This window comes from Flavobacterium cryoconiti (assembly GCF_048158645.1).
GTDB lineage: Bacteria > Bacteroidota > Bacteroidia > Flavobacteriales > Flavobacteriaceae > Flavobacterium > Flavobacterium cryoconiti.
Window position 1 is genome coordinate 224344 of record NZ_JBLNKW010000004.1, and the last position, 25031, is coordinate 249374.

At 32.4% G+C, this 25031-nt stretch carries 22 protein-coding genes; 17 read left to right on the plus strand and 5 right to left on the minus strand.

Annotated elements, in window-relative coordinates; all coding sequences use genetic code 11:
- Positions 1 to 42: 42 nt before the first annotated feature.
- The 14 genes from ruvA to ACM55H_RS08040 all read left to right on the plus strand — a co-directional run bounded on the left by ruvA (position 43) and on the right by ACM55H_RS08040 (position 16932).
- On the plus strand, positions 43 to 624 hold the full coding sequence (gene ruvA, locus ACM55H_RS07975) for a Holliday junction branch migration protein RuvA (protein WP_039108785.1): 582 nt from the start codon (positions 43 to 45) through the stop codon (positions 622 to 624).
- Between the two features lie 21 nt (positions 625 to 645).
- Entirely contained in the window at positions 646 to 7806 is a 7161-nt protein-coding gene (sov, locus tag ACM55H_RS07980; RefSeq protein ID WP_416836007.1) for a T9SS outer membrane translocon Sov/SprA, read from the plus strand.
- Positions 7807 to 7899: 93 nt separating this feature from the next.
- Entirely contained in the window at positions 7900 to 8280 is a 381-nt protein-coding gene (gcvH, locus tag ACM55H_RS07985) for a glycine cleavage system protein GcvH (protein ID WP_416836008.1), read from the plus strand.
- Positions 8273 to 8656 (plus strand): VanZ family protein, encoded by a 384-nt coding sequence (locus tag ACM55H_RS07990; protein WP_416836009.1) that lies wholly within the window; start codon positions 8273 to 8275, stop codon positions 8654 to 8656. The genes gcvH and ACM55H_RS07990 overlap by 8 nt, the downstream gene beginning before the upstream one ends.
- A 186-nt stretch (positions 8657 to 8842) precedes the next feature.
- Entirely contained in the window at positions 8843 to 9586 is a 744-nt protein-coding gene (gene deoC / locus ACM55H_RS07995; RefSeq protein WP_416836010.1) for a deoxyribose-phosphate aldolase, read from the plus strand.
- 19 nt (positions 9587 to 9605) lie between these two features.
- On the plus strand, positions 9606 to 11729 hold the full coding sequence (locus tag ACM55H_RS08000) for a gliding motility protein RemB (protein WP_416836085.1): 2124 nt from the start codon (positions 9606 to 9608) through the stop codon (positions 11727 to 11729).
- Positions 11730 to 11835: 106 nt separating this feature from the next.
- Positions 11836 to 12738, plus strand: coding sequence for a heme o synthase (gene cyoE, locus ACM55H_RS08005; RefSeq protein WP_416836011.1), 903 nt, complete (start codon positions 11836 to 11838; stop codon positions 12736 to 12738).
- Positions 12739 to 12740: 2 nt separating this feature from the next.
- The gene (locus tag ACM55H_RS08010; RefSeq protein ID WP_039108795.1) at positions 12741 to 13328 is read left to right on the plus strand and encodes a cytochrome c oxidase subunit 3; all 588 of its coding nucleotides are present in this window, start codon (positions 12741 to 12743) and stop codon (positions 13326 to 13328) included.
- Between the two features lie 42 nt (positions 13329 to 13370).
- Positions 13371 to 14348, plus strand: coding sequence for a cytochrome c oxidase subunit 3 (locus ACM55H_RS08015; RefSeq protein ID WP_416836012.1), 978 nt, complete (start codon positions 13371 to 13373; stop codon positions 14346 to 14348).
- Positions 14349 to 14364: 16 nt separating this feature from the next.
- On the plus strand, positions 14365 to 14715 hold the full coding sequence (locus ACM55H_RS08020; RefSeq protein WP_416836013.1) for a cytochrome C oxidase subunit IV family protein: 351 nt from the start codon (positions 14365 to 14367) through the stop codon (positions 14713 to 14715).
- A gap of 75 nt (positions 14716 to 14790) precedes the next feature.
- Positions 14791 to 15432, plus strand: a complete 642-nt coding sequence (locus tag ACM55H_RS08025) for a hypothetical protein (protein WP_416836014.1) — start codon at positions 14791 to 14793, stop codon at positions 15430 to 15432.
- A 12-nt stretch (positions 15433 to 15444) separates the two neighbouring features.
- Positions 15445 to 16131 (plus strand): SCO family protein, encoded by a 687-nt coding sequence (locus tag ACM55H_RS08030; protein WP_416836015.1) that lies wholly within the window; start codon positions 15445 to 15447, stop codon positions 16129 to 16131.
- A gap of 2 nt (positions 16132 to 16133) precedes the next feature.
- Complete coding sequence (locus ACM55H_RS08035) at positions 16134 to 16676, plus strand: DUF420 domain-containing protein (RefSeq protein WP_416836016.1); 543 nt, start codon at positions 16134 to 16136, stop codon at positions 16674 to 16676.
- A gap of 7 nt (positions 16677 to 16683) precedes the next feature.
- On the plus strand, positions 16684 to 16932 hold the full coding sequence (locus tag ACM55H_RS08040) for a hypothetical protein (protein WP_416836017.1): 249 nt from the start codon (positions 16684 to 16686) through the stop codon (positions 16930 to 16932).
- A gap of 13 nt (positions 16933 to 16945) precedes the next feature.
- Here the strand turns inward: ACM55H_RS08040 and ACM55H_RS08045 are convergent, their stop codons facing one another.
- Complete coding sequence (locus ACM55H_RS08045) at positions 16946 to 18355, minus strand: DUF4403 family protein (protein ID WP_416836018.1); 1410 nt, start codon at positions 18353 to 18355, stop codon at positions 16946 to 16948.
- 194 nt (positions 18356 to 18549) lie between these two features.
- Here ACM55H_RS08045 and ACM55H_RS08050 point away from each other — a divergent pair, with 194 nt between their 5' ends.
- From ACM55H_RS08050 to tsaB, 3 genes are all read left to right on the plus strand, one after another.
- Positions 18550 to 19986 carry a TolC family protein gene (locus ACM55H_RS08050; protein ID WP_039108807.1) on the plus strand — a complete coding sequence of 479 codons (1437 nt, stop codon included), beginning with the start codon at positions 18550 to 18552 and terminating at the stop codon, positions 19984 to 19986.
- A gap of 6 nt (positions 19987 to 19992) precedes the next feature.
- The gene (locus ACM55H_RS08055) at positions 19993 to 21297 is read left to right on the plus strand and encodes an efflux RND transporter periplasmic adaptor subunit (RefSeq protein WP_416836019.1); all 1305 of its coding nucleotides are present in this window, start codon (positions 19993 to 19995) and stop codon (positions 21295 to 21297) included.
- A 77-nt stretch (positions 21298 to 21374) separates the two neighbouring features.
- Positions 21375 to 22043, plus strand: coding sequence for a tRNA (adenosine(37)-N6)-threonylcarbamoyltransferase complex dimerization subunit type 1 TsaB (gene tsaB / locus ACM55H_RS08060; protein ID WP_416836021.1), 669 nt, complete (start codon positions 21375 to 21377; stop codon positions 22041 to 22043).
- A gap of 9 nt (positions 22044 to 22052) precedes the next feature.
- Here tsaB and ACM55H_RS08065 read toward each other — a convergent pair whose 3' ends face one another.
- The 4 genes from ACM55H_RS08065 to ACM55H_RS08080 form a co-directional block, all read right to left on the minus strand.
- Positions 22053 to 22880: a mechanosensitive ion channel family protein gene (locus ACM55H_RS08065; RefSeq protein WP_416836022.1), complete on the minus strand. Its 828-nt coding sequence runs from the start codon at positions 22878 to 22880 to the stop codon at positions 22053 to 22055.
- 82 nt (positions 22881 to 22962) lie between these two features.
- On the minus strand, positions 22963 to 23493 hold the full coding sequence (locus tag ACM55H_RS08070) for a YtxH domain-containing protein (RefSeq protein WP_416836023.1): 531 nt from the start codon (positions 23491 to 23493) through the stop codon (positions 22963 to 22965).
- 261 nt (positions 23494 to 23754) lie between these two features.
- Positions 23755 to 23955: a dodecin family protein gene (locus tag ACM55H_RS08075; RefSeq protein ID WP_416836024.1), complete on the minus strand. Its 201-nt coding sequence runs from the start codon at positions 23953 to 23955 to the stop codon at positions 23755 to 23757.
- A 107-nt stretch (positions 23956 to 24062) separates the two neighbouring features.
- Positions 24063 to 24962 (minus strand): NifU family protein, encoded by a 900-nt coding sequence (locus ACM55H_RS08080; protein WP_035669874.1) that lies wholly within the window; start codon positions 24960 to 24962, stop codon positions 24063 to 24065.
- Positions 24963 to 25031: the final 69 nt, after the last annotated feature.

Genomic DNA, 25031 nt, shown 5'->3' on the forward strand with positions numbered 1-25031 from the left:
ATGTGCTAATTTTATTATATTTGGTGACATATATTATAAAAAATGATTGCACATATACAGGGAAAATTGGTAGAAAAAACACCAACACAAGTAGTTATTGATTGTGGAGGTGTTGGATATCATGTAAATATATCCTTACATACCTACTCATTGCTCCCCAATGCTGACTTTATAAAATTGTATACGCATCTTCAAATAAAAGAAGATGCGCATACTTTATTTGGTTTTGTAGAAAAATCAGAAAGAGAAATTTTTAAATTATTATTATCTGTTTCAGGTATTGGTGCAAGCATTGCTAGAACGATGTTGTCATCATTAGACCCAAAACAAATTACAAATGCAATTGCATCAAGTGATGTAGTTACCATTCAATCTATAAAAGGAATTGGTAGTAAAACGGCACAAAGAGTAATACTTGATTTAAAAGAAAAAGTATTGAAATTGTATGATTTAGACGAAGTTTCTATGTCACAAAGCAATACAAATCGAGATGAAGCGTTATCTGCTTTGGAGGTATTAGGTTTTGTTCGAAAAACTTCAGAACGAATCGTAGAAAAAATTGTAAAAGAGGATCCAGAGGCTTCTGTTGAATCGATTATTAAGAAAGCTTTAAAAAACTTATAAGGTACTCAAAACACGGATTATATGCATAAAATTTGTATTTTTTTGCTAGTCATATTTTGTGGTTTTGTATCGCAAGCTCAGGTAACACCGGCCGCTCAGGATACAATTAAAACTGGTTTCTCTACAGGGAAAGTTCAGTTAAAAGATCCTCAAAGTGTTCTTTCTGCGTACACTTATGATCCAGTTACAGACAGGTATATTTACACGAATTCTGTAGATGGATTTTCCATTAATTATCCCATTATATTAACTCCAAAAGAGTATGAAAATTTGGTTTTGAAAGAATCTATGCGAGATTATTTCAAGAAAAAAGTAGATGCTATTGATGGAAAAAAAGAAGGCAGTGAAGCCGCCAAAAAAGATTTATTGCCAAGGTATTATGTAAAATCAGGGCTTTTTGAATCTATTTTTGGAAGTAATACAATTGACGTAAAACCTACCGGATCAATAGAAATGGATTTGGGAATGCGGTATACAAAACAAGATAATCCGTCATTTTCACCAAGAAACAGATCGAATCTTTCTTTTGACTTTAATCAAAGGATAAGTATGAGTTTGATGGGGAAAGTGGGAACGCGACTGAATGTGAATGCTAATTATGATACGCAATCTACTTTTGCGTTTCAAAACTTAATTAAGTTAGAATATGCTCCTTCAGAAGATGATATTATTCAAAAAATTGAAGTCGGAAATGTAAGTTTGCCTTTGAATAGTTCTTTAATTAGAGGTGCTCAAAGTTTATTTGGAGTAAAAACACAATTAAAATTTGGTAAAACAACCGTTACAGGTATATTTTCAGAACAAAAATCCCAAACAAAAAGTATTGTTGCTCAAGGTGGAGGAACGATTCAGGACTTTGATATGTATGCGTTGGATTATGATAATGACCGACACTTTTTCTTGTCTCAATATTTTAGAAACAAATACGATTCTTCCTTAAAAAATTATCCTTTTATTGACAGTAGAGTTCAAATTTCAAGATTGGAGGTTTGGGTTACCAATAAGCAAAATAGGGTAAATACAACTACTGGAAACAATCTTAGAAACATTATAGCTATTCAGGATTTAGGGGAGGGGCAATTAGCCGGTTTGCAGGACAACGAAGTAGTGGTATTAGATCCAATTCCTTCAGTTCCTAATCCATTTTTTAATGTAACAACCGATTCTCCTACGGACAACTCAAATAATGATTTTGACCCTGCTAAAATAGGTAAAGTAGGTATAGATGCTGGTTTATTGAACAAAAACATACGTGAGATAGCAACATCTGGATCAGGATTTGAAGTTACTGTTAATGAAGGTGCAGATTATTCTAAATTAGAAAACGCTAGAAAACTAAATCCTAATGAATATACGTTTAATGCTCAACTAGGTTATATTTCATTGCAACAGCGATTAGCTAATGATGAGGTTTTAGCGGTTGCATATCAATATACAATTGGTGATAAAGTGTATCAAGTGGGTGAATTTGGTAATGATGGTGTAGATGCAACAGTAGTAACGGGTAATAGTAATACATCAAATCAAGCTATCATAACACAAAGCTTGATATTGAAAATGCTAAAAAGTAATTTGACCAATGTCAAAAACCCTGTTTGGAACTTGATGATGAAAAATATTTATCAGATTCAAGGAGCTTATCAAGTAAAACAGGAAGACTTTAGGTTTAATATACTTTATACCGATCCATCTCCTTTAAATTATATTAATATTGTTCCACCGTTACCATCACCGGATTTAGTAACAAGCACACCTTTGCTTAAAGTTTTTAATTTAGATAAACTCAATTACAACAATGATCCGCAAGCAGGCGGGGATGGTTTTTTTGATTTTATGCAAGGCTTGACGATCGATGCTCAAAATGGTAGAATTATCTTCACAACCAAAGAGCCTTTTGGAGAACTGCTTTTTTCTAAATTATCAAATGGAGGAGAAAGTTATGATGATGTAAATACCTATAATACCAATCAAAAGAAATACGTGTTTAGAAACATGTATCGAAACACACAATCAGGTGCTTTGCAAGATAGCGATAAGAATAAATTTTTATTAAGAGGTAAATATAAATCTACTGGTGGCGATGGAATCCCAATTGGTGCTTTCAATGTTCCAAGAGGTTCAGTTGTTGTTACTGCTGGTGGTAGGGTTTTGGTCGAAGGAATTGATTACAGCGTGAATTATCAATTGGGAAGAGTTCAGATTTTAGATCCTTCGCTTCAAGCCTCTAATACTCCTATCAATGTTTCTTTAGAAAATAATTCTGTTTTTGGTCAGCAAACCAGAAGGTTTATGGGCGTGAATGTAGAGCATAAAATTTCTGATAATTTTTTGGTAGGAGCGACTTTTTTAAAAATGACGGAGAAACCATTTACTCAAAAATCTAGTTTTGGTCAGGAATCTGTTAATAATACCATTTTTGGATTTAATACTAATTTCTCAACGGAAGTTCCATTCTTTACCCGATTAGTAAATAAATTACCTAATATCGATACTGATGTTCCTTCAAATCTTTCTATACGAGGTGAAATTGCATTTTTGAAACCGGATTCCCCAAAAGCAGATCAATTTCAAGGGGAGTCAACTATATATGTTGATGATTTTGAAGGATCTCAATCAACTATTGATATGCGTTCTCCGTATGCTTGGAGCTTGTCATCGACTCCAGAGAAAAACACCAGAAGCACCTATGATTTCAATGCTAGTGCCAATGATTTGAGTTATGGTTTTAAAAGAGCGAAGTTAGCATGGTACTCGATAGATCCTGTTTTTTATACTCAAAAACCATCTGGAATTACAAATGAAGAATTGTCTTTCAATACTACCAGAAGAATTTTTAGTGAGGAGTTGTATCCTTTGACTGATATAGCGCAAGGACAATCTCAAGTAGTTAATACTTTAGATTTAAGTTATTATCCTTCTGAAAGAGGTCCGTATAATAATAGTTCAAATGTGTCTACAAATCCAACTTCTAATTTTGGTGGAATTATGAGATCATTGAATTCTACTAATTTCGAACAAGGAAATGTAGAATATATTCAATTTTGGATATTAGATCCTTATGTGGGAAGTGGTGAAATACCTCAATCCAATACCGGTAAAATCTATTTCAATTTAGGAGAAGTCTCAGAGGATGTTTTGAAAGATGGGAAAAAGCAATATGAAAATGGACTTGGGCCAGATCAAATTATTTCAAAGCCAAATCCAGGAACAGCCAATTGGGGTGATGTGCCCGCATCGCAATCTTTAATTTATGCATTTGATACCAATGCGAATAATAGAACGAATCAGGACGTTGGGTTAGATGGTTTGGCTAATGCCAAAGAAGGTGCGATTTACAATAATTTTGCGTCAGAACAAGATCCTGCAGCGGATGATTATACCTATTATTTGAATGCTTCAGGAAATGTTTTAGATCGATATAAAAAGTATAATGGTGTAGACGGTAACTCAGCGGTTGATATTAACGATCCTAATAGAGGTTCTACCACGTTTCCAGATGTAGAAGATATCAATAGAGATAACACCATGAATACCATCAATGCATATTATGAATATAGTATTGATGTTAGACCTAATATGAATGTTGGGCAAAACTACATTACTGATATCAGAAATACTCAAGTCACATTGCCAAATGGAGCTACTACCGAAGCCAGATGGATTCAGTTTAAAATACCAGTTTCCCAACCAGAAAATACGATTGGAAATATCTCTGATTTTAGATCAATTCGTTTTATGAGAATGTTCATGACGGGTTTTAATGATTTGGTAACGGTTCGTTTTGGAGCATTGGATTTAGTGAGAGGAGAATGGAGACGCTATACAAATACGCTCGATTTTAATGACACAAATGTTGCTGATGACAAAACTAATTTGGATGTGTTAGCTGTGAATGTTCAAGAAAATAACGAAAGATGTCCGGTGAATTATATTACTCCACCCGGAGTAGTAAGAGAACAATTGTACAATAATAATACGGTTATTAATCAAAATGAACAGTCGTTATCTTTAAGGGTTTCTGGTAATGGACTGGAACCGGAAGATTCAAGGGCAGTTTTTAAAAATGTGAGTATTGACATGCGTCAGTTTAAAAAATTGAAAATGTTTTTGCATGCTGAATCTTTACCAAATGAAATTGCGCTTCGAGACAATCAAATGGTAGGTTTTATTCGTTTTGGAAATGACTTTACACAAAATTTTTATCAAATAGAAATTCCTTTAAAAGTTACTGTTCCGTCCTCATCATCAACTTCGGATTGTTCTGCATTAAGTGCCGAAGCAGTTTGGCCTGAAGATAATGAAATTGATTTGTCATTGGCATTATTGACACAATTGAAGATTCTGGCCATGAGTATTGACAAAAGTACGCTTCCACTGGATGGAATTTATTATCAATATGAAGACGATTTAGATCCTTCATTGGCAAACAAAAGTAATAAGTTGAGATTGGGTATAAAGGGAAATCCTAATTTTGGCCAGGCGCGAACTTTAATGGTGGGTGTTAAAAGTAATGAAACACACCAAGACATAAAAGGAGAAGTTTGGTTCAATGAGTTGCGTTTAGCTGATATGGATAATAAAGGTGGTATGGCGGCTGTTTTGAATGTAGATTCAAATTTTGCTGATTTTGCTACTGTTTCTGCAACTGGTAAAAAAAGTACGATTGGTTTTGGAGCATTAGAACAAGGTCCAAATGAGAGAAGTCGAGAGGATGCGAAACAATATAATATTGTTACTAATGTTAATTTAGGGAAATTATTACCTCCAAAATGGGGTGTTAATTTACCGTTCAATTACGCCATTGGTGAAGAAATGATTACTCCGGAATATGATCCTTTTAATCAAGATATTAAATTAAAACAGTTATTAAATAATACTGCGGATAAAGCTGAAAGAGATAATATTCAAAGTCGGGCAACTGATTATACGAAACGTCAAAGTATCAATTTTATCGGGGTTAGAAAAGAAAGAGGAGCAGAGCAGAAACAACACGTCTATGATGTTGAAAATTTTACTTTTTCTCAATCTTTTAATCAAGTGGAAAGACATGATTTTGAAATAGAAGATTACGTAGATCAGCATGCGAATTCATCTGTTGATTATGCATATACTTTTCAGTCAAAGCCAGTTGAGCCGTTCAAGAAAACTGCTTTCATGAAGAAAAGTAATTATTGGAAATTATTAAGTGATTTTAATTTTAACTATCTTCCGTCTAATATTTCTTTTAATACCAATATTATTAGACAATTCAATCGCCAACAATTTAGACAAGTTGATGTAGAAGGAATAGGCCTAGATCCATTATACAGAAGAAATTTTGCATTTAACTACCAGTATGGATTTAATTTTAATTTGACAAAATCATTAAAATTAAATTATACGGCTTCTTCGAGCAACATTGTGAAAAGCTATCTAAATAAGGATAATGAGCCTATTGATAGTTTTACAATATGGGATAGTTATTGGGATATTGGGGATCCTAATCAGCACATGCAGCAATTGGTTTTAAATTACGAGATACCGATTAATAAAATCCCATTATTTAGTTTTGTAAAAGCTAATTATTCTTATACGGGTGATTACAGTTGGCAACGTTCTTCTAATGCTTTGTCACAAATAGAGATTGATGGCAGCAGTTATAACTTAGGAAATACGGTTCAAAATGCAAGTTCTAGTAATTTGAATGCAACATTCAATATGGATGCATTGTACAAGTATTTAGGAATAACGAAAAATGCCAATAAATCAGTAGCTAAACCTAAGGCAGCCGCTCCAAAACCCGGTGAAAAAATAGTAAATACAAATGCGCAACAAATTGTAAAAAACAATGAATTTGTTGATGGTTTAATTGGGGTTTTGACCAGTGTTAAAAACATTCAAATGAATTACACGGAGAATAGCGGTACGATATTGCCAGGATATACGCCAAGTGTTGGATTCTTGGGTTCGTCCAGACCATCGTTAGGATTTATTTTTGGAAGTCAAGATGACGTGCGCTATGAAGCAGCTAAAAACGGTTGGCTTACTAACTATCCTAATTTTAATCAAAATTATTCTCAAGTAACTAATAAGTTATTTAAAGCTACTGCAAATGTTGATTTGTTTCCAGATTTAAAAATTGATTTGTCATTGGATAGATCTTATTCTAAGAATTTTTCAGAGCAATATGATATAACTGATGGGCAGTACAATGCACGATCTCCATATAGCTATGGTCTTTTCTCTATTTCTACAGTTCTTATAAAAACATCTTTCTCAACAAGTGATGAAAATTCATCTGCGGCCTTTGATGATTTTAGAAGTAATAGACTTACTGTTGCAAATCGATTAGCAACACAACGTGGAATAGATATTAGTAATCCAGTTAATCTTGATGCAGAAGGATATCCTTTAGGTTATGGTAAAAATAATCAAGCGGTTTTGCTGCCAGCTTTCTTAGCTGCCTATTCTGGATCTAATGCTTCGGGAGTTTCATTGGGAATTTTTAGAAGTTTTCCAATACCTAATTGGGCTGTTAAGTACAATGGTTTGATGCGTTATAATTTTTTCAAAAAGAATTTCAAACGCTTTTCGATGCAACATAGTTATAGAGCTTCTTACACAATTAGTGCATTTAGATCTAATTTCGAATATGATAAAACACCAAACGGTGTAGATGCAAGCGGTAATTTTTTCAATAGCACAATCATGTCGAATGTCAATTTAGTAGAGCAATTTAATCCGCTTATTAGAATGGATTTTGAATTGAAAAGCTCTTTAAAAGTACTTACCGAAATAAAGAAGGATAGAGCTTTGTCAATGAGTTTTGATAATAATTTATTGACAGAAGTAAAAGGAATAGAGTATGTTGTAGGACTTGGTTACCGATTTAAAGATGTTATTTTCTCCTCCAGATTAGCGGATAATCCAACAGGAATTATAAAAAGTGATATCAACTTGAAAGCAGATCTTTCTTATCGAAATAATCAAACTATTGTTCGGTATTTAGATTATGACAATAATCAATTGGCCGGAGGGCAAAATATATGGTCTCTAAAAATAACTGCGGATTATGCATTCAGTAAAAATTTGACCGCGATTTTCTATTATGATCATTCATTTTCGAAAGCAGTAATATCAACTTCTTTCCCATTGACAAATATCCGATCAGGTTTTACGATGCGCTATAATTTTGGGAATTAATTTTTTTAAAATCTAAACAAGATTTGAATTGAGATTGTTACATTTGTCGCATAAAATTCAATTATCAATTAATAATTATCAATTAGTATTTATATGAACATACCAGCAAATTTAAAGTACACTAAAGATCACGAATGGATTAGTATTGAAGGCGATATCGCAACAGTAGGAATTACTGATTTTGCACAAAAAGAATTAGGTGATATCGTATATGTTGAGGTAGAAACTTTAGACCAGACTTTAGAAAAAGATGAAGTTTTTGGAACTGTTGAAGCGGTTAAAACGGTTTCTGATTTGTTTCTTCCATTATCAGGTGAAATTGTCGAGTTTAATGACGCTTTGGAAAACACACCGGAAAGTGTAAATTCGGATCCTTATGGAGCTGGATGGATGATAAAAATAAAAATTGCAAACGAAGCTGAAATTGATTCATTGCTTTCAAGCGAATCTTACAAAGAACTTATTGGTGCCTAAACAATTCTATTTTTGGGCAGCTTTAACTTGGACAGGGTTAATTGTCTTTTTTTGTTTAATTAAATCAAGCGATATTCCTGCTATTCAAATTACGAATTTAGATAAAGTTGTTCATTCCTTTTTTCATTTGGTCTTTACATCGCTTTGGTTTTTCTTTTTTAAGAAGCAAATAAAAAGTTTGGATGTTTTTAAGCCTTTGGGACTATCATTTATATTTTCTATTCTTTTTGGAATAGCAATTGAAATAGCACAAGCATTATTTACTACAACCAGAAAAGGAGATTTGTTTGATGTTTTAGCAAATTTATCTGGAGCAACTCTTGCTGTTTGTATAATTTTGTTTTTCAACAAGTACACTAACTTAAATAAAGTTTGATACGAATTACAATCCCACTTCGGTGGGATTTTTTTATATTACAAATGTTTTTTATTTTTTAACGATCAGGAATTTATAAAATAAGATTACATCCTTACGAAGTAGATATTAATATTAAATAAATGTGAATTTAAAATGTATTTTTGCTAATTGGATAGTAATAGGTGTCATCAAGCTATAAGAAAAATGAATATTAAACAATATTTAGATTCTACTTATTTAAAAACGGCAACACAGGCAGGACTTAGTGAAGCTGATAATGTCGTTATTGTTAAAAAAAATATTCAGGAAGCCATTGATGAGTATTTTAAGCTTATTATGATTCGCCCAAATATGGTTGCTATCGCCCAAGAAATGATTGTTGATGCCAATTCAAATTTACAAATAGGTACGGTGATTGATTTTCCTGAAGGAAAATCGAGTGTGGAGGATAAACTTTCTGAAGCGATTCAGGCGATTGAAGATGGAGCTGATGATTTGGATTTCGTTTGTAATTACGAAGCGTTTAAAAATGGCAGTATTGATTTGGTTAAAGATGAAGTTCTAAAATGCACGTTATTGGGACTGGAAAATAATAAGGTTGTGAAATGGATTATAGAAGTGGCTGCACTAAATGATAAACAGATTATACAATTGTCTGCTTTGATTAAAAATGTAGTTATTTCAAATTTTAAAGAGGGATTGTACCAGTCGGTTTTTGTTAAATCATCAACAGGATTTTATAAAACGGAAGGTAATTTGCCAAATGGAGCTACAATTCCATCCATTATTATGATGTTGGAAAATGCTTCGCCACTTCCAGTAAAAGCAGCAGGCGGTGTAAGAACTTATGAAGAGGCTGTTGAAATGATACAACTGGGTGTAAAACGAATAGGAACGTCTGGGGCAAAAGCAATTGCCAATGGGCAAGATTTACAAATTGATTACTAAATTCACAAAGAAAACCAATATGAAAAAGGGGTTGTCAACGTTACTTTTATCATTTTATTCATTTTTTATTTATTCGCAAGACATAAATAATAATGCAACTCAATCGGGACTTTCACCTGAACGATTTCCTGTTTTTTTGAATTGTGAGAACTTGCAATCTAAGGAATTGGAAAAATGTTTTTACTATCAGGTGCAAAATTTTGTGTTTCAAAATTTTCAAGTCTCTGAGAATCTTAAGCAAAATAATTTCAAAGGTAACTTAGAAGTGCTTTTTGAAGTTGATGCTAATGGCGTTTTCAAAGTAATTTATGTAAATGCTACTGATGAGGATTTGATAAAAGAAACTAAAAGAGTTTTTGGGATATTCCCAAAGATTAAACCATCAACCTATAATGGAAAACTAACATATTCGAGATACACAATTACAATTGCGATTCCATTAAAAAGTCCTGAGCAGTTAGCTTCAGAAGTGCTCGCTCGCGCAGAAATTTTACCAAATGAAACAAAACAACTTACCGAATTAGACAGTATTGTTTATAAAAAATTCAATAATCCACAGTTCGAAAGTCATTTGAATATTCCTTTTTCCCATAGTTATTATTCTCAGTTTGATGCTTCTTTAAATCAAGTTGGTAGCAATAATCATACTGCATCTAAACCGTATACTTATGTGGAGGTATCAAAATATTATGATTTTAAAGCGGTAAATGATAAACTAAAGAAAAATGTTTCCGGTTGGTGGGCCAGAAAATTATGGAATGAAAGTATGGTTGAAATTCAAGGAGAGGGCTACTGGTTTACTTTGAATCCTATTTTAGATTTACAAGTTGGTAAGGCGTCTCAAACTAAAGCGAATTACACTTATGTAAATACTCGTGGAATCAATTTCCGAGGAGGATTAGGGAAGCAAATTAATTTCACTGCTACAGTTTTTGAAAGTCAGGGGCGTTTTGCGGATTACTACAATCGTTATGCAGAATCTATAAAACCAGCAGGTGGGAATCCTGCAATTATTCCAGGTATGGGAATTGCTAAAGATTTTAAAACGGATGCGTATGATTTTCCTTTGGCGGAAGCCAATATAACTTTTGCGCCTAGTAAATATTTTGACTTGCAATTGGGTTATGGAAGGAACTTTATAGGAGATGGATATCGTTCTTTATTAGAAAGTGACGGTGCGAGCCCGTATCCGTATTTCAAAATAAATACTAATTTTTGGAAAATAAAATACACCAATACCTATATGTGGCTTAAAGATGTTCGTCCAGAGGTTACTCTCGAAAAAACGTACGCTACTAAATTTATGGCAAATCATTATTTGAGTTGGAATGTGTCGAATAAATTGAATCTTGGTTTCTTTGAATCAGTAATTTGGACTGATACGAATAACAGGGGATTTGATGTAAATTTTGTAAACCCAATTATATTTTACCGTTCAGTTGAATTTGCTTCTTCGGCCAGAAGTGGTAATGCGCTTTTAGGGTTGACTTATAAATACAAATTGAATAATCAAATCAATACATACGGACAGTTTCTTCTTGATGAATTTTCTCTTGGAGATGTTAAAAAAGGAGACAATAGCTGGAAAAATAAATTTGGATATCAATTAGGGGTTAAATATTATAATGCTTTTCACGTTGATAATTTAGTATTGCAGTTAGAATATAATCATGTGCGCCCTTATGTGTATTCCCATAGTAATCCCATTACAAATTATGGGCATAACAATCAAAGTATAGGGCATCAATGGGGCGGAAATTTTAAAGAATTTTTAGTTATCGCCCGTTATCATAAAGACAGGTATTTTGCTGATGCAAAAATAACGATGGGTACCCGAGGATTGGATTTTGATACAGCCGAAGATGGTTATAATTACGGAGGGAATATCTATAAAGATTATGACGAAAACAGAGCTTTAGATAGTGGTGTAAAAGTAGGACAGGGGAATAAAACGGCTGTTTTTATAACAGATGTTCAAGCTGGATATCTGATAAATCCAGCAACCAACTTGAAACTTTTTGGAAGCTATATTTATAGAAGTTTTGATCCGACAAAGAATACGGCAACGACTTTTAATGAAAGTACTAATTGGTTTACTTTAGGAATACGTTCGGATGTTTTTAACTGGTATTTTGATTATTAGCTTTAATAATATTTCTAAAAAAGCTTTTTTATGAATTGTTTTTTGTCAAATCCCTTTTGATAAACTACTTTTGCAAAAGTTTTTACAAAGCAAATAAATAGTAGCATTGAACGCAACACAAAATACCCTTTCCTTAAAGTCTGTCTATATTGATTTCCGCGAGATAACTAAAGCACGTCTCGCTGTTAGCGTAGTGTTTTCGTCTATTGCAGGATTTATGCTTGGGATTACTGATATCCATTCTTTCAGTTGGATCGTATTGTTAAAACTTGCCATTGGCGGGTATTGTATGGTAGGAGCTTCTAATGCTTTTAATCAGGTCATTGAAAAAGATTTGGATGCTTTGATGGATCGGACAAAAAATCGTCCCGTTCCGGCAGGTAGAATGTCTTCTAATACGGCTTTGATTATTGCAAGTCTTCTTACTGTTATTGGAATTGTATTGTTGTATACAATCAATTCTAAAACGGCCATGTTTGGTGCAATTTCTATATTTCTTTATACGAGTGTCTACACGCCTTTGAAAACTATGACATCATTGTCAGTTTTTGTAGGAGCGTTTCCTGGTGCAATTCCCTTTATGTTGGGATGGGTCGCGGCAACAGGAGAATTTGGGATAGAAGCAGGGACTTTGTTTTTAATTCAGTTTTTCTGGCAGTTCCCTCATTTTTGGGCTATTGGATGGTTTTTGTATGAAGATTATGAAAAAGCAGGTTTTTTTATGCTTCCTACAGGAAAAAAAGATAAATCAACTGCTTTACAGATTATTTTATACACAGTTTGGCTTATTATAGCTTCACTTTTGCCAGTTTTGGGTTATACTGGGCAGTTGTTTATTACGCCTGTCGCCGCTATTATTGTATTTTTACTAGGACTTTGGATGCTTTATTATGGAGTGCAATTATACAAATTAAGAACAGCAAAGGCAGCGAGAACATTGATGCTGGTAAGCGTTTCTTATATTACATTGTTACAATTAGTTTATATATTTGATAAATTTTTAAGATAGTTATGGAGATTACAATGACAACAGACGAACATAAATCGAGAACAGCCCGATCATATAAATTGATATTGCTGTTTGCTATGGTTAGCATGACCATGATGTTTGCAGGGCTTACAAGTGCTTTTGTGGTAAGTAAATCTAGGGCCGATTGGTTGAAAGATTTTCAATTGCCTACGGCATTTTATTTTAGTACAGTTGCAATTATCGGATGCAGTATTACTTTTCATTTGGCAAAAAAAGCGATTCAAAAAGACAAACAAAGTGCAACTACTGCATTTCTTTTGTCTACTTTAGCATTGGGAATATTATTTGTTATTTTACAATTTGTAGGTTTTGGTCAGATAGTAGCTAATGGATATTATTTTACCGGAAGTGAAAGTTCTATAACGACTACTTTTCTATATATTGTAACGGTTGTGCACCTGATTCACCTTGCTGGTGGGTTAATTTCACTTCTAATTATAATTTATAATCATTTTAAACAAAAATACAATTCAACTCAAACTCTTGGAATTGAACTAGGTGCGATGTACTGGCACTTTCTTGATTTCTTATGGGTTTATTTATTTTTATTTTTATATTTCTTTAAATAATAAAAAAACGTAAATTTGGGAACTTTTTAACGAATAACTTATATGGAAGCGACAGTTACTACTGCAAATAGTGAAGAAAAAACTTGGGGAGGCGGCACAGAGCCAATGGGAGCAAGTTATGGCAAATTAATGATGTGGTTTTTTATCGTATCAGATGCCTTAACATTCTCTGGATTTCTAGCGGCTTATGGTTTTTCTAGATTTAAATTTATTGAAACTTGGCCTTTAGCCGATGAAGTGTTTACTCACTTCCCATTCATGCACGGTGTTTCGGCTCCGATGTATTATGTGGCATTTATGACGTTTATTTTGATTTTTTCATCTGTAACGATGGTTTTAGCAGTTGATGCTGGACATCAGATGAAAAAAGACAAAGTGACAATATATTTGTTTTTAACAATCATCGGAGGTATTATTTTCGTTGGTTCACAAGCTTGGGAATGGAAAAACTTTATTAAAGGTGAGTATGGTGCTATTGAAACAAAAGGAGGTAGCTTACTTCAGTTTGTTGATAAAGAAGGTCACCGTGTAGCTCTTGCTGATTTTGCTGCAACTTTGCCGGAAGATAGAGAGCAATTGACAAGAAATAAAGGAAAATGGTTTATGGATGAAGCAGCTATTTCGACTTATTCTGTAGCTGAAGTTCAAGCTGGTTTCAAAGCGCATCCAGATCTTTTGATTAGAACAGAAACTATAACTGCTGAAAAGAAGAAAACTATTCTTTCAAGAAAAGATTCTGAATTGAGACTGACTCAGGCTAGTTTAGTTATTGAAGGAGCAAATTTAACTCACAACGAATACGGAAGTAAATTATTTGCTGATTTCTTTTTCTTTATAACAGGATTTCACGGTTTTCACGTATTTTCTGGGATAATCATTAACATCATTATCTTTTTCAATGTTCTAGTAGGAACTTATGAAAAAAGAGGAAGTTATGAAATGGTTGAAAAAGTGGGGTTATACTGGCACTTTGTTGATTTAGTTTGGGTATTTGTATTTACGTTTTTCTACTTAGTTTAATTTTAGATTTATCATTATGTCACACGAACATGTTTCTAATACAAAAAGAATTTGGACGGTTTTCGGTCTTTTGTCTGTAATAACTATTGTTGAAGTAATTTTTGGTATTATTAAGCCAGAAGCTCTTCACATGAATAGTTTCATGGCGATGAGTTTATTAAACTGGTTATTCATAATCTTAACACTTGTAAAAGCATATTTTATTGTATGGGCCTTCATGCACATGGAAGGAGAGAAAAGTACTCTAAGAAATGCAGTTGTTTTACCAGTAATTTTTTTAATATTATATTTGCTTTTCATTCTTTTGACTGAAGGGAATTATATTTATGAGGTTTTTAAGAATTCTACGATTAAATGGAATTTTTAACAAGATATTAATTCAAAAAAAGGGTACGCATTGCGTGCCTTTTTTTATTTTTGTACTTTAAATTTTATCATTGCAATGAAAAAAAATATTGTTCTTTTTGTTCTTTTTATTTTGCCTATTGTAGCTTATCTTTTTTTTGCATCAGGTATAAATAGTTTTACTAAGTTGCCTATTATTACTCCTAAGGTTGCTGATTTTGGAAACTGGGAATCATTAAAAGGGGAAAATGTTAGTTTGAATAATAAAATAACCATTTTAGGTTTTTCTGGTACAGAGATTCTAAAAAACAGAGGTAATTTTTTTAATCTAAATGAAAAAATATACCAGCAATACCATACTTTCAAAGATTTACAATTTGTTGTAATTTGTCCTTTAGGAACTGAAAAAGATGCAAAAAAAGTGGTGGATGCATTAGGCGCTTTTACAGATGTTAGTCAATGGCATTTTGTATTTACTTCACCTCAAGAAATCAATAGCTATTACGATCAACTTAAACTGGTTGGGAAACTAGATAAAAATTTAGGGACTCCAAATGTTTATATTATAGATAAAGTAAGGAATCTTAGGGGAAGAAAGAAAAATAAAGAATACAAAGAAGGGTATGATACATTTCATCCAGCTGATTTGAGCAACGAGATGCTTGATGACTTCAAAGTTATTTTATATGAATACCGTGCGGCTCTTAAGAAAAATCATAACGCTACAAAAGAACTTTAATTCTTAGAAATAATGCTTAAAAACAAATCTTACATTGGAATCTCCTTTATTATTTTACTTTTTGGGATTTATGCAGTACCAAAAATAATTGATAGAATACAAAATAATGATGTTGTAAAAGGAGATCGTTTGGACAAAGTTGGTTTAACTACTAAAAACGATGATAAATTAGTTAAAATCGGTCCTGCTCCAAAATTCGAATTAATCAATCAGGATAATATAAAAATTACTAATGAGACCTATAAAGGTAAAGTTTATGTCTTAGAATTTTTCTTTACAACTTGTCCTTCTATTTGTCCAAAGATGAATTTGAGTATGTTAGCCATAGAAAATAGTTTTTTTGGAAACCCTAATTTTGGAATTGTTTCCATTACTATCGATCCGGCCCATGATACTCCGGCTATTTTGAAAGCTCATGCTAAATTATTAGGAGTAAAATCGTCTAATTGGAATTTCCTGACGGGAGATAAAGATTATATTTTTGGTATTGCCAATAAAGGTTTTAATCTGTATGTTGGAGAAAACAGTAAAGTAAATGGTGGTTTTGAGCATTCAGGATTGTTTGCCTTAATTGATAAAAATGGTACTATCCGTTGTAGAAAAGATGATTTTGGAAATCCAATTTTATATTACGATGGATTAGATAAAAAAGGAGTTAGAGATATTCAACAAGATATTAATATTTTATTAAAAGATTAAAGATGGAAGATAATTCACTTGAACAAAAATTTAGCAAATTTATTATAATTGTTTCAATTGTAATTCCTGTAGTTGTAGCTATTCTCTTTGGGGTGAAACTAAAAGATTTTGGTTATAATGTAGAACCGCTTTCTTTTTTACCAGCTATTTATGCAACTACAAATGGATTAACGGCTATTATTTTAGTAGCTGCTGTAATAGCAATCAAAAATGGCAAAAGAAAACTTCACGAGCAGTTAATGACAAGTGCAATAGCGCTGTCAGTAGCCTTCTTAGTTATGTATGTAGCCTATCATATGACTGCTGATTCTACTAAATTTGGTGGAGAAGGAGCTATTAGATACGTATATTTCTTCCTTTTGATAACACACATTATCTTATCGATTGCGATTATTCCTCTTGTTATGATTACTTATGTGAGAGCTTTGGCTGCTAAATTTGATAAACATAAAAAAATTGCTAAAATTACATTTCCTATCTGGTTGTATGTTGCAGTTACTGGAGTAGTTGTTTATTTAATGATTTCCCCATATTATGTTCAATAGAGAAAACATGAAAAAGTTTGTAGCGATACGGTTTTCAAGATTTGTAAAGACGGGTTTTTTTCTTCTAGTGTCTTTCTTTTTATACTTACCTGCAAATGCTCAATGTGCGATGTGTCGTGCCGCATTATCTGGTGAAGGGAATAAAGTTAAAGCAGCAGCAGTAAATGATGGAATTGTTTATTTAATGGTCATTCCTTATCTTCTTGTTGGAGCTATTGGTTATGCCGTTTATCGTATGAGAAAGAATAAATCATAATAGGTTTTCAAGATTATTTTAAACCATCAACTGATACATTTACCGTTCCTTTTACTTTTATAAAAGCAATGATGGCCTGATTGGTTAGTTCGATTTTTTGGAATTCAATATCTTCCATTTTTCCATTTACAAAAACACCCGGCATTGGCGAATAATTTTTCAAATAATTCATCATGCTCTGTTTGCCTTCATCTAAATTTGGTTTTATGGAATAGCGACAGCTTTGTTGGATTTTTCTTAAAACTAATCCCTGAGCAAGCCAGTTAGCTGTGCGCATTAATTTATTTTTTGTATCCAAGGCATAATCTAATTTATCAAAAAATACTTCTTTTGTTTTGTCATTATATTGTGGAAAACCTGCTAAATAAATAGTTCCATTTACAGATCCCAATACATCTAAAGCAATTATCATTTTGCCGTTTTTGTGCCAAATTGCTACGTTTTGAACTTTGACTTTCTTGCTTCCTGAGCCAAATTCCTGTCCGAAGAAATTCTTAGTCATTATTTTTGAAGCTTCTTCATAAGTAGAAACTGCAATAATATTAGCCGTAATATCTTCGGGAATTTTGATGACGGGTTTCAAAGCAATTTTGTTTTTGTCAAATTTAGATTCGGGTTTCTTGCCTATCAATGTTTCCATAGTACATTTCATGCCCATGTCTAATAAAAAGGTGTCGTTTTTTAGTTTGGCTGTAGTAGAATAGATTTGAATAGGAATAATACGAAGCCAGCTTTCATATTCCTCATTCATTTGAAAAGGTGTGCAAATTTTCTCTAATGCTGATAGAACATTGGGTTTGAAATCCATAGATTTTGCTATAGCATCATCTATCTTTTTTTCAATTTTAGATTTGAAAAGTTTGATTCCGGGATTAATCAAGTAAGTTACAGGAACATTTTTTCCAAAAACGGTCATTGTTGGACTTTCGTTCCAGTCTAATGATTTTAGTTCTGTTTTAGTATTTAGTTTCCAATTAATCAGACCAGTATCACTTATTAAAGTCACCACACCATCAAGGTTAAATTCACGTGTGTCATAAAATTCAACCCCCAGTTTTTTTGTCCCTATTCTATATTTTACAATTGCCTTAAGCGGTAAAATAGTTTTTATTTTTTCTCCAGAAACTCCTTTGTTATTTGTAATCGTAATTGGCGCTTGTTTCCAAACTTTCATTTCTATGTCATCATCTTCAATATTGTTGTCCTCATAGATTAATCCGTTTAAGATTGAATTCGTTTGGTTTTCAATATCTTTTAGTTTGATGCTAATTGGCAAATTAATAAAAGAGGGAATATTTTCGTAAACTAATGGAACAGCATCATCAGGTTCAGGTTTTAAAGTAGCTATTTTTTGAGAAGTAGAACAACCGGAAATCAATAAGATAAGCACTATAGAGAGTAAGAATGAAAAGAATTTTAGCATTTTATTTTAGTTTAAAAAAGCAAAATTAACAAAACAAATATATTTTTAGCATTTTTTGTAACAAATGCTAATTTTCAAAGTCTAATTGTTTTTATAACGGATTCTGGTATGAATTATTTTATAATATTTCCAAGTTCTTTAATAGAAAAAGTTAAATTTGTTTAGCAGTGACACTGCACTTTTATTCGAAATATATGGGAAAAAGAAGTTTTCTTAGTTTAATTCTAATGTTAGTTTTTAGCATTACTATTCAGGCACAATCTAAAAAGTGGACTTTAGAAGAATGTGTAAAATATGCTATACAAAACAATATTTCAATCAAGCAAACCGAATTAGATTCTAAAACGGCGGCAATTGATAAAAAAGGCGCAATAGGAAATTTTCTTCCTTCTTTAAATGCTAATGCGTCCCACTCTTGGAATATTGGTTTGAATCAGGATATTACAACAGGGCTTTTACAAAATAAAACAACTCAATTTACCTCTGCAGGAGCAAATATTGGAATTGATATTTATAAAGGTTTACAAAACCAAAATACACTTCGTAAAGCCAATCTTTCGATAGTAGCAGCGAAATATCAATTGCAAAAAATGCAGGAAGATGTTGCGCTAAATGTTGCCAATGCTTTTTTACAGATTCTTTTTAATAAAGAGAATTTAAAAGTGCAACAGGAACAATTAGGAATCAATCAAAAACAATATTCTCGTTCAGAAGAATTAGTTAATGCGGGGTCGATTCCTCGTGGTGATTTGTTAGATATTAAAGCAACTGTAGCTTCTAATAATCAAAATGTTATTGCAGCTGAGAATGCTTTGTTAATTTCAAAATTGAGTTTAGCTCAGTTATTACAATTAAAAGAATTTGAGAGTTTTGATATTATTGATGATACTAACGCTAAAGATGAAAACAATATTTTAGCCCAAACTCCAGCAGCAATCTATGATAAAGCAAAAGAAAATAAAATCGAATTGAAAATTGCCAAAACCAATTTGGAGATAGCAGAAAAAAATGTTGCGATTGCAAAAGGTGCTTTTCAACCGACTCTTCAAGGATTCTATAGTTTTAGTTCTAGGGTTGCTTATAGTGACAGAGTTGTAGGTGTTCAACCTAATACGTCAAATCCTACATCTATAGTTGGGTATGTACAAGGGACAAATCAAAATGTTTTACAAAATAATTTTTCTCCTGTATTAGGAAATGCATTGCCATTTTGGGATCAATTTAGCAATAATAAAGGACAATCTTTTGGAGCACAATTATCTGTTCCAATTTTTAATGGTTTTTCAGCAAGAAATAATGTAGAACGTTCAAAGGTAAGTTTAGAGAAATCAAAAATCGCATTAGAACAACAGGATTTAGATTTGCAAAGAAATGTTTTTACTGCGTTTACAGATGCAAAAGGCGCTTTAAATGCACATGAATCTTCCATTGTAGCATTAGAATCAAGACAAGAAGCCTATAATTATGCCAAAGAAAAATATGCTGTAGGTTTGATGAATTCTTTTGATTTTAATCAATCACAAACGTTGCTTACTAATGCACAATCTGAGGTTCTTAGAACGAAATACGATTACATTTTTAAAATTAAAATTTTAGAATTCTATTTTGGAATTCCAATCATTAAAAACTAGATTATTATGTCAAAAAAAACAATTTATATCTTAATTGGTAGTGCTGTGGTTATTATTGCATTATTAGTAGTGCTTTCAAAAAAAGGAATTATTGGAAACAAAGATAAAGGTAAAGAAGTAGAAACAGCCCAAGTTGATGCTACTACAATAGTTGAAACAGTTTCAGCTACAGGAAAAATTCAGCCTGAAATTGAAGTAAAAATATCCTCAATGGTTTCTGGAGAAATTATTTCTTTGCCAATAAAAGAAGGACAAGTAGTCAAAAAAGGAGATTTGTTAGTAAAGATAAATCCTGATTTATATACTTCTGGATTAAACAGAACAGTTGCTAATTTATCAGGAACTAAAGCAGGTTTGAGTCAGGCAGATGCTTCATTTAAAGAAGCCAAAGCAAGTTATGACAGAAACAAAACGTTATTCGATAAAGGAATTATTTCCAAATCAGATTGGGATAAATCAGTTGCGTCATTTGAGGTTGCAAAAGCAGCGAAGCAAACCGCTTACTTTAATGTTAGAAGCGCTTCTGCTTCGGTAAATGAAGCTCAAGATAATCTTGGCCGAACAATTATTTATGCTCCTGCCGATGGGACAGTTTCGGTACTTAATGTAGAGCTTGGCGAACGCGTCTTGGGAACGCAACAAATGGCTGGAACAGAATTGTTGAGAGTTGCTAACTTAAATAACATGGAGGTTGAAGTTGATGTAAATGAAAATGACATTGTAAAAATAAAAGTGGGTGACGAAGCAAAAGTTGAAGTTGACGCTTATTTGAAAAAACAGTTTAAAGGAATTGTTACCAGTATTTCTAACTCGGCAAGTTCTTCTTTGACCGCTGATCAAGTAACTAATTTTAAAGTAAAAGTAAGAATACTTAAAGAATCGTATCAGGATTTATTAGAAGGAAGACCGGCGGCATATTCTCCTTTTAGACCGGGAATGACCGCAACAGTAGATATTATTACTAAAACAAAAAAGAATGTATTGTCTGTGCCAATTAGTTCCGTTGTGGTAAAATCAGATACAGCTGCTGTTAAGGAAATAAAAATTGAGGATCCTAAATCCGACGAGAAAAAAGTAGCACCTAAAAGTGATAAGAAATTTGAATGTGTTTTTGTAAAAGTAGGCGATAAAGCTAAAATAAGAATCATTAAAACTGGAATTCAGGATGATACAAATATTGAAGTTTTAACTGGACTTAAAAAAGGCGATGTAGTTATTACAGGTCCTTACACTACAGTTTCTAAAGAGCTTAATTCTGGAGATAAAGTGACATTAAAAACAGAAAAAGATAAGGAAGAAAGCAAGAAATAATACATAAAGTGCATATATTTGAAAATCACAATTATAAATTTTATTTTATGGTTGTGATTTTCACGTTAAAAATAAAAATGGATTACATACTTAACATTGAAACCGCTACAAAAAACTGTTCTGTTGCTCTTGCAAAAGAAGGAAAAACAATTCTATGTAAAGAAATTGCAGAAGAAGGGTATTCTCACGCCGAACGGTTACATGTTTTTATTGAAGAAATTATACAAGAAGCAGGAATTACTTTTAATGATTTAGTTGCTGTTGCGGTAAGTCAAGGTCCTGGATCTTATACGGGATTGCGAATAGGAGTTTCTGCCGCAAAAGGGCTGTGTTTTGCTTTAAATATACCTTTGATTGCTATTGATACCTTGAAAACTTTAGCTTCTCAGGTGATAGTTTCAAGTGGCTTGATTATTCCTATGATTGATGCCAGAAGAATGGAAGTGTACAGTGCCATTTTTACTCCTGATTTTGAGAATAAGAGAGGAACTTTAGCTGAAATTATAACTGAAAATTCATTTGAAGATTTTCAGGAAACGCTTTATTTTGTGGGAGACTGTGCCGAAAAGTGTAAAGCAGTTTTAATCAAAGATAATTTTGTTTTCTTGGAGGCTATTAAATATCCGTCCGCCAAAGAAATGAGTTTGTTAAGTTTTGAGAAATTCAAAACAAACGACACGGTAGATGTCGCTTATTTTGAACCTTTTTATTTGAAAGATTTTATGATTACTACTTCAAAGAAATAACAAATCATATTAAGAATCTGTCCTGGATAACCCTTTTGCAAAAGGCTGAATAACGATTCCGGCAGCATCAAATGCTATCTTGCAGCTTTCTAAAGTTTGAGAGAAAACGGCACCAAAATCCTCATTATTTGCCCATGGCCTAACGGCAAGTTGGATGGCATTATCAGTCAAATTCTTGACTGAAACTTCAGCTACGGGAGTTTTAAGTATTTTGGGGTTACTGTTTAAAACAGCAGTAATAATATCTTTTGCCTTTTTTATATCAGTGTCATAGGAAATAGCAATAGTCAAATCGGCTCTTCTAAATCCTTGTAAAGAATAATTGATGATAGTACCGTTAGATAATGATCCATTTGGAATAAAAATAGTTTGATTGTTCCCGTTGATTAATTTGGTCACAAATATTTGGATTTCGCTAACTGTTCCAATGTTGCCCTGCGCTTCAATAGTATGTCCTACTTTAAATGGTTTGAACATAATAATTAGCATTCCACCTGCAAAATTAGATAAAGAACCTTGAAGCGACAAACCTACTGCAAGTCCCATTGCTCCTAATATGGCTACAAAAGAAGAGGTTTCTATCCCTAAATTTGAAATAAAAGTGACAAACAGTAATACTCTTAAGACCCAGAGTAAAATATCGGCAAGAAACTTAGTTAAAGTAGGATCTAAATCTCTCTTTACCATTATTTTTCTGATTAATCTATTGATAAGTCGAATGGCGTAAAGGCCTACAAACAAAACAATAACAGCAGAAATTAATTTGGGGGAATAATCGATTAATAGTTGAATAAAAGTACTGGCGTAATCAGTAATTTGATTAGGATTTAAGGTCATTTTTTAAATAATAAAAAACCCTCTCAAAAGAGAAGGTTAAGTTTTGAAGTGCAAAAATACAAATAAATTATTTTTATATAAATTAATCAGCGTCTTCTTCTATTCTATTTATGTTTTCTTTAGCAGTTTGAGTAGCTTCAGAATCAGCATCACTTATAAAAGCACTAGTTTTTTCGGAAACAGTTTCAACGGCTTCTGATGCAATGGTTTTAGTTTCACTTGTTGTATCCGCAATTTTATCAGTAGCTACAGCAGCTTTTTCTTTTACAGTTTCTACTACTTTTCCTAAAACATCACCTGCTTTTTCAGAATAGCCACTTACGGCTTCTTTGGCCTGTTCAGCATATACTTCTGCTTTGTCTATAATTGGAGCTGCAGCCTCTTTTACTTTGTCTATTGTATCGGTTGCAAAAGTCTCTACTTTGTCTAAAATTGGAGTAGCAGCTTCTTTTGCTTTGTCTAAAGTTTCTTCTGCAAATGTTTCCGCCTTATCAATATAAGGTGCTGCTGTTTCTTTTGCTTGTTCAAAAGTTGTTTCAGCTTTGTCTGCTAATTCACCAGCGGTTTCTTTGGCTGAGCCAAATAAATTTTTAAAAAATGAAGATAGTCCCATGATATTTATATTTGATTAGTCTTACAATATTAAGCAATTTTTTCTAAGAACGCTTTATTAAATAATTAATAATTTACTGAAAATCAGCGTTTGAGATTAAATGTGTTTGATTTTAGCAAACATGAAATGGCATTTCATTAGTTTTATATTGTGAAGCTAAAAAAGAAAAGATTGAAACGGATAACGGGAAATAGCTCATGAAAATAAATTATAAAAAAAGCGTCTCTGATGAAACGCTTAAATTAATTGGGTCAAATTAAGCTATTCGAGTTCGAAAGTTAATTTTAAATTTACTCTGTATTCAGTAATTTCTCCTCCACTTACTGCTGCACTATGTTCTTTAATGTATACAGAGCGTATGTGTTTTACTGATTTAGCCGCCTTTGCGACTCCTTTTCGTGCTGCGTCTTCCCAACTTATATCTGAACTGGAAAGTACTTCAATTACTTTTAATACTGACATAATTTCTATTTGTTAAGTTAAAGATTAAATGTACCTATTTTATTTAAAATCAAAGGCTATTTTAATATAACTATAACATTATCAGATTTTTATGTATTTTAATTATGCTAAGCGTTTACTGCTTCCACTTTAATTCCTTCATCATTTAACATGCTTTTTAACATGTTTTCAATGCCGCTTTTTAAGGTGAATGTAGAGGAAGGACAGCCACTGCAAGCGCCTTGAAGGATTACTTTTACGGTTTTGTCACTTTCGTTATAAGAGTCAAATGCAATATTACCTCCGTCAGCTTGTACGGCAGGTTTTACATATTCCTCTAATATGTTGATGATTTGTTGCGAAGTGACATCTAGATTATCAAAACTTTGCGCTTTAGTGTTTTCCTCTGCGGTTGCTGCTTGGATAAAATTTTCATCTAAAACGGTTCCTCCGTTTTCGATATATTGCTTGATGAAACTTCTTATTTCTAAGGTAATTTCCTGCCATTCATTGATTTCATATTTGGTTACAGATATGTAGTTTTCGTCAATGAAGACTTCTTTTACATAAGGAAATTTGAAAAGTTCTTTAGCCAATGGCGATGAACCTGTTTGATCAATGTTTTTATATTCAACAGCATTTTTGGTCAACATTCGGCTTACTACAAACTTTAAAGCGGATGGGTTAGGAGTAGTTTCTCCGTAAACGGTTATAGGCTGTTTTTTTGTTTTGTTTTCGTCTGGTGTAATGATTATTCCGCCATTGTTTACAAATGTTTCTATTTGCTCTGACACCGCATCTTTTACATCTTCCCATTCTACAATACTGTATTTTTCAATTGCGATGAAGTTTCCAGAGATGTAAACTGTTTTTACGAATGGGAGGTAAAACAATTGTTGCGCTAATGGTGAAGATTTTGCCTCGTCTATATTTTTGAATTCAAAACTTTCATTTTGTGTAATGAAATCCTGAAATTCAAATTTTAATATGGTTGGGTTTTGAGTTTCTTTTATGGTAACTTTTATCATGATCTTTGTAAATTTTTACAAATTTAGTAAAGTTATTTTCCACGAATAGCTATATTTGAATTTTAATAA

What these genes read in the sequence shown, in the direction of transcription:
- sov (WP_416836007.1), top strand. Translation starts at nt 646, where the DNA reads ATGCATAAAATTTGTATTTTTTTGCTAGTCATATTTTGTGGTTTTGTA.
- ACM55H_RS08065 (WP_416836022.1), bottom strand. Translation starts at nt 22,880, where the DNA reads ATGACCTTAAATCCTAATCAAATTACTGATTACGCCAGTACTTTTATT.
- ACM55H_RS08030 (WP_416836015.1), top strand. Translation starts at nt 15,445, where the DNA reads ATGCTTAAAAACAAATCTTACATTGGAATCTCCTTTATTATTTTACTT.
- ACM55H_RS08055 (WP_416836019.1), top strand. Translation starts at nt 19,993, where the DNA reads ATGTCAAAAAAAACAATTTATATCTTAATTGGTAGTGCTGTGGTTATT.
- tsaB (WP_416836021.1), top strand. Translation starts at nt 21,375, where the DNA reads ATGGATTACATACTTAACATTGAAACCGCTACAAAAAACTGTTCTGTT.
- deoC (WP_416836010.1), top strand. Translation starts at nt 8,843, where the DNA reads ATGAATATTAAACAATATTTAGATTCTACTTATTTAAAAACGGCAACA.
- ACM55H_RS08000 (WP_416836085.1), top strand. Translation starts at nt 9,606, where the DNA reads ATGAAAAAGGGGTTGTCAACGTTACTTTTATCATTTTATTCATTTTTT.
- ACM55H_RS08025 (WP_416836014.1), top strand. Translation starts at nt 14,791, where the DNA reads ATGAAAAAAAATATTGTTCTTTTTGTTCTTTTTATTTTGCCTATTGTA.
- ACM55H_RS08010 (WP_039108795.1), top strand. Translation starts at nt 12,741, where the DNA reads ATGGAGATTACAATGACAACAGACGAACATAAATCGAGAACAGCCCGA.
- ACM55H_RS08050 (WP_039108807.1), top strand. Translation starts at nt 18,550, where the DNA reads ATGGGAAAAAGAAGTTTTCTTAGTTTAATTCTAATGTTAGTTTTTAGC.
- ACM55H_RS08080 (WP_035669874.1), bottom strand. Translation starts at nt 24,962, where the DNA reads ATGATAAAAGTTACCATAAAAGAAACTCAAAACCCAACCATATTAAAA.
- gcvH (WP_416836008.1), top strand. Translation starts at nt 7,900, where the DNA reads ATGAACATACCAGCAAATTTAAAGTACACTAAAGATCACGAATGGATT.
- ACM55H_RS08035 (WP_416836016.1), top strand. Translation starts at nt 16,134, where the DNA reads ATGGAAGATAATTCACTTGAACAAAAATTTAGCAAATTTATTATAATT.
- ACM55H_RS08040 (WP_416836017.1), top strand. Translation starts at nt 16,684, where the DNA reads ATGAAAAAGTTTGTAGCGATACGGTTTTCAAGATTTGTAAAGACGGGT.
- ACM55H_RS08045 (WP_416836018.1), bottom strand. Translation starts at nt 18,355, where the DNA reads ATGCTAAAATTCTTTTCATTCTTACTCTCTATAGTGCTTATCTTATTG.
- ACM55H_RS08070 (WP_416836023.1), bottom strand. Translation starts at nt 23,493, where the DNA reads ATGGGACTATCTTCATTTTTTAAAAATTTATTTGGCTCAGCCAAAGAA.
- ACM55H_RS08075 (WP_416836024.1), bottom strand. Translation starts at nt 23,955, where the DNA reads ATGTCAGTATTAAAAGTAATTGAAGTACTTTCCAGTTCAGATATAAGT.
- ACM55H_RS08015 (WP_416836012.1), top strand. Translation starts at nt 13,371, where the DNA reads ATGGAAGCGACAGTTACTACTGCAAATAGTGAAGAAAAAACTTGGGGA.
- ruvA (WP_039108785.1), top strand. Translation starts at nt 43, where the DNA reads ATGATTGCACATATACAGGGAAAATTGGTAGAAAAAACACCAACACAA.
- ACM55H_RS08020 (WP_416836013.1), top strand. Translation starts at nt 14,365, where the DNA reads ATGTCACACGAACATGTTTCTAATACAAAAAGAATTTGGACGGTTTTC.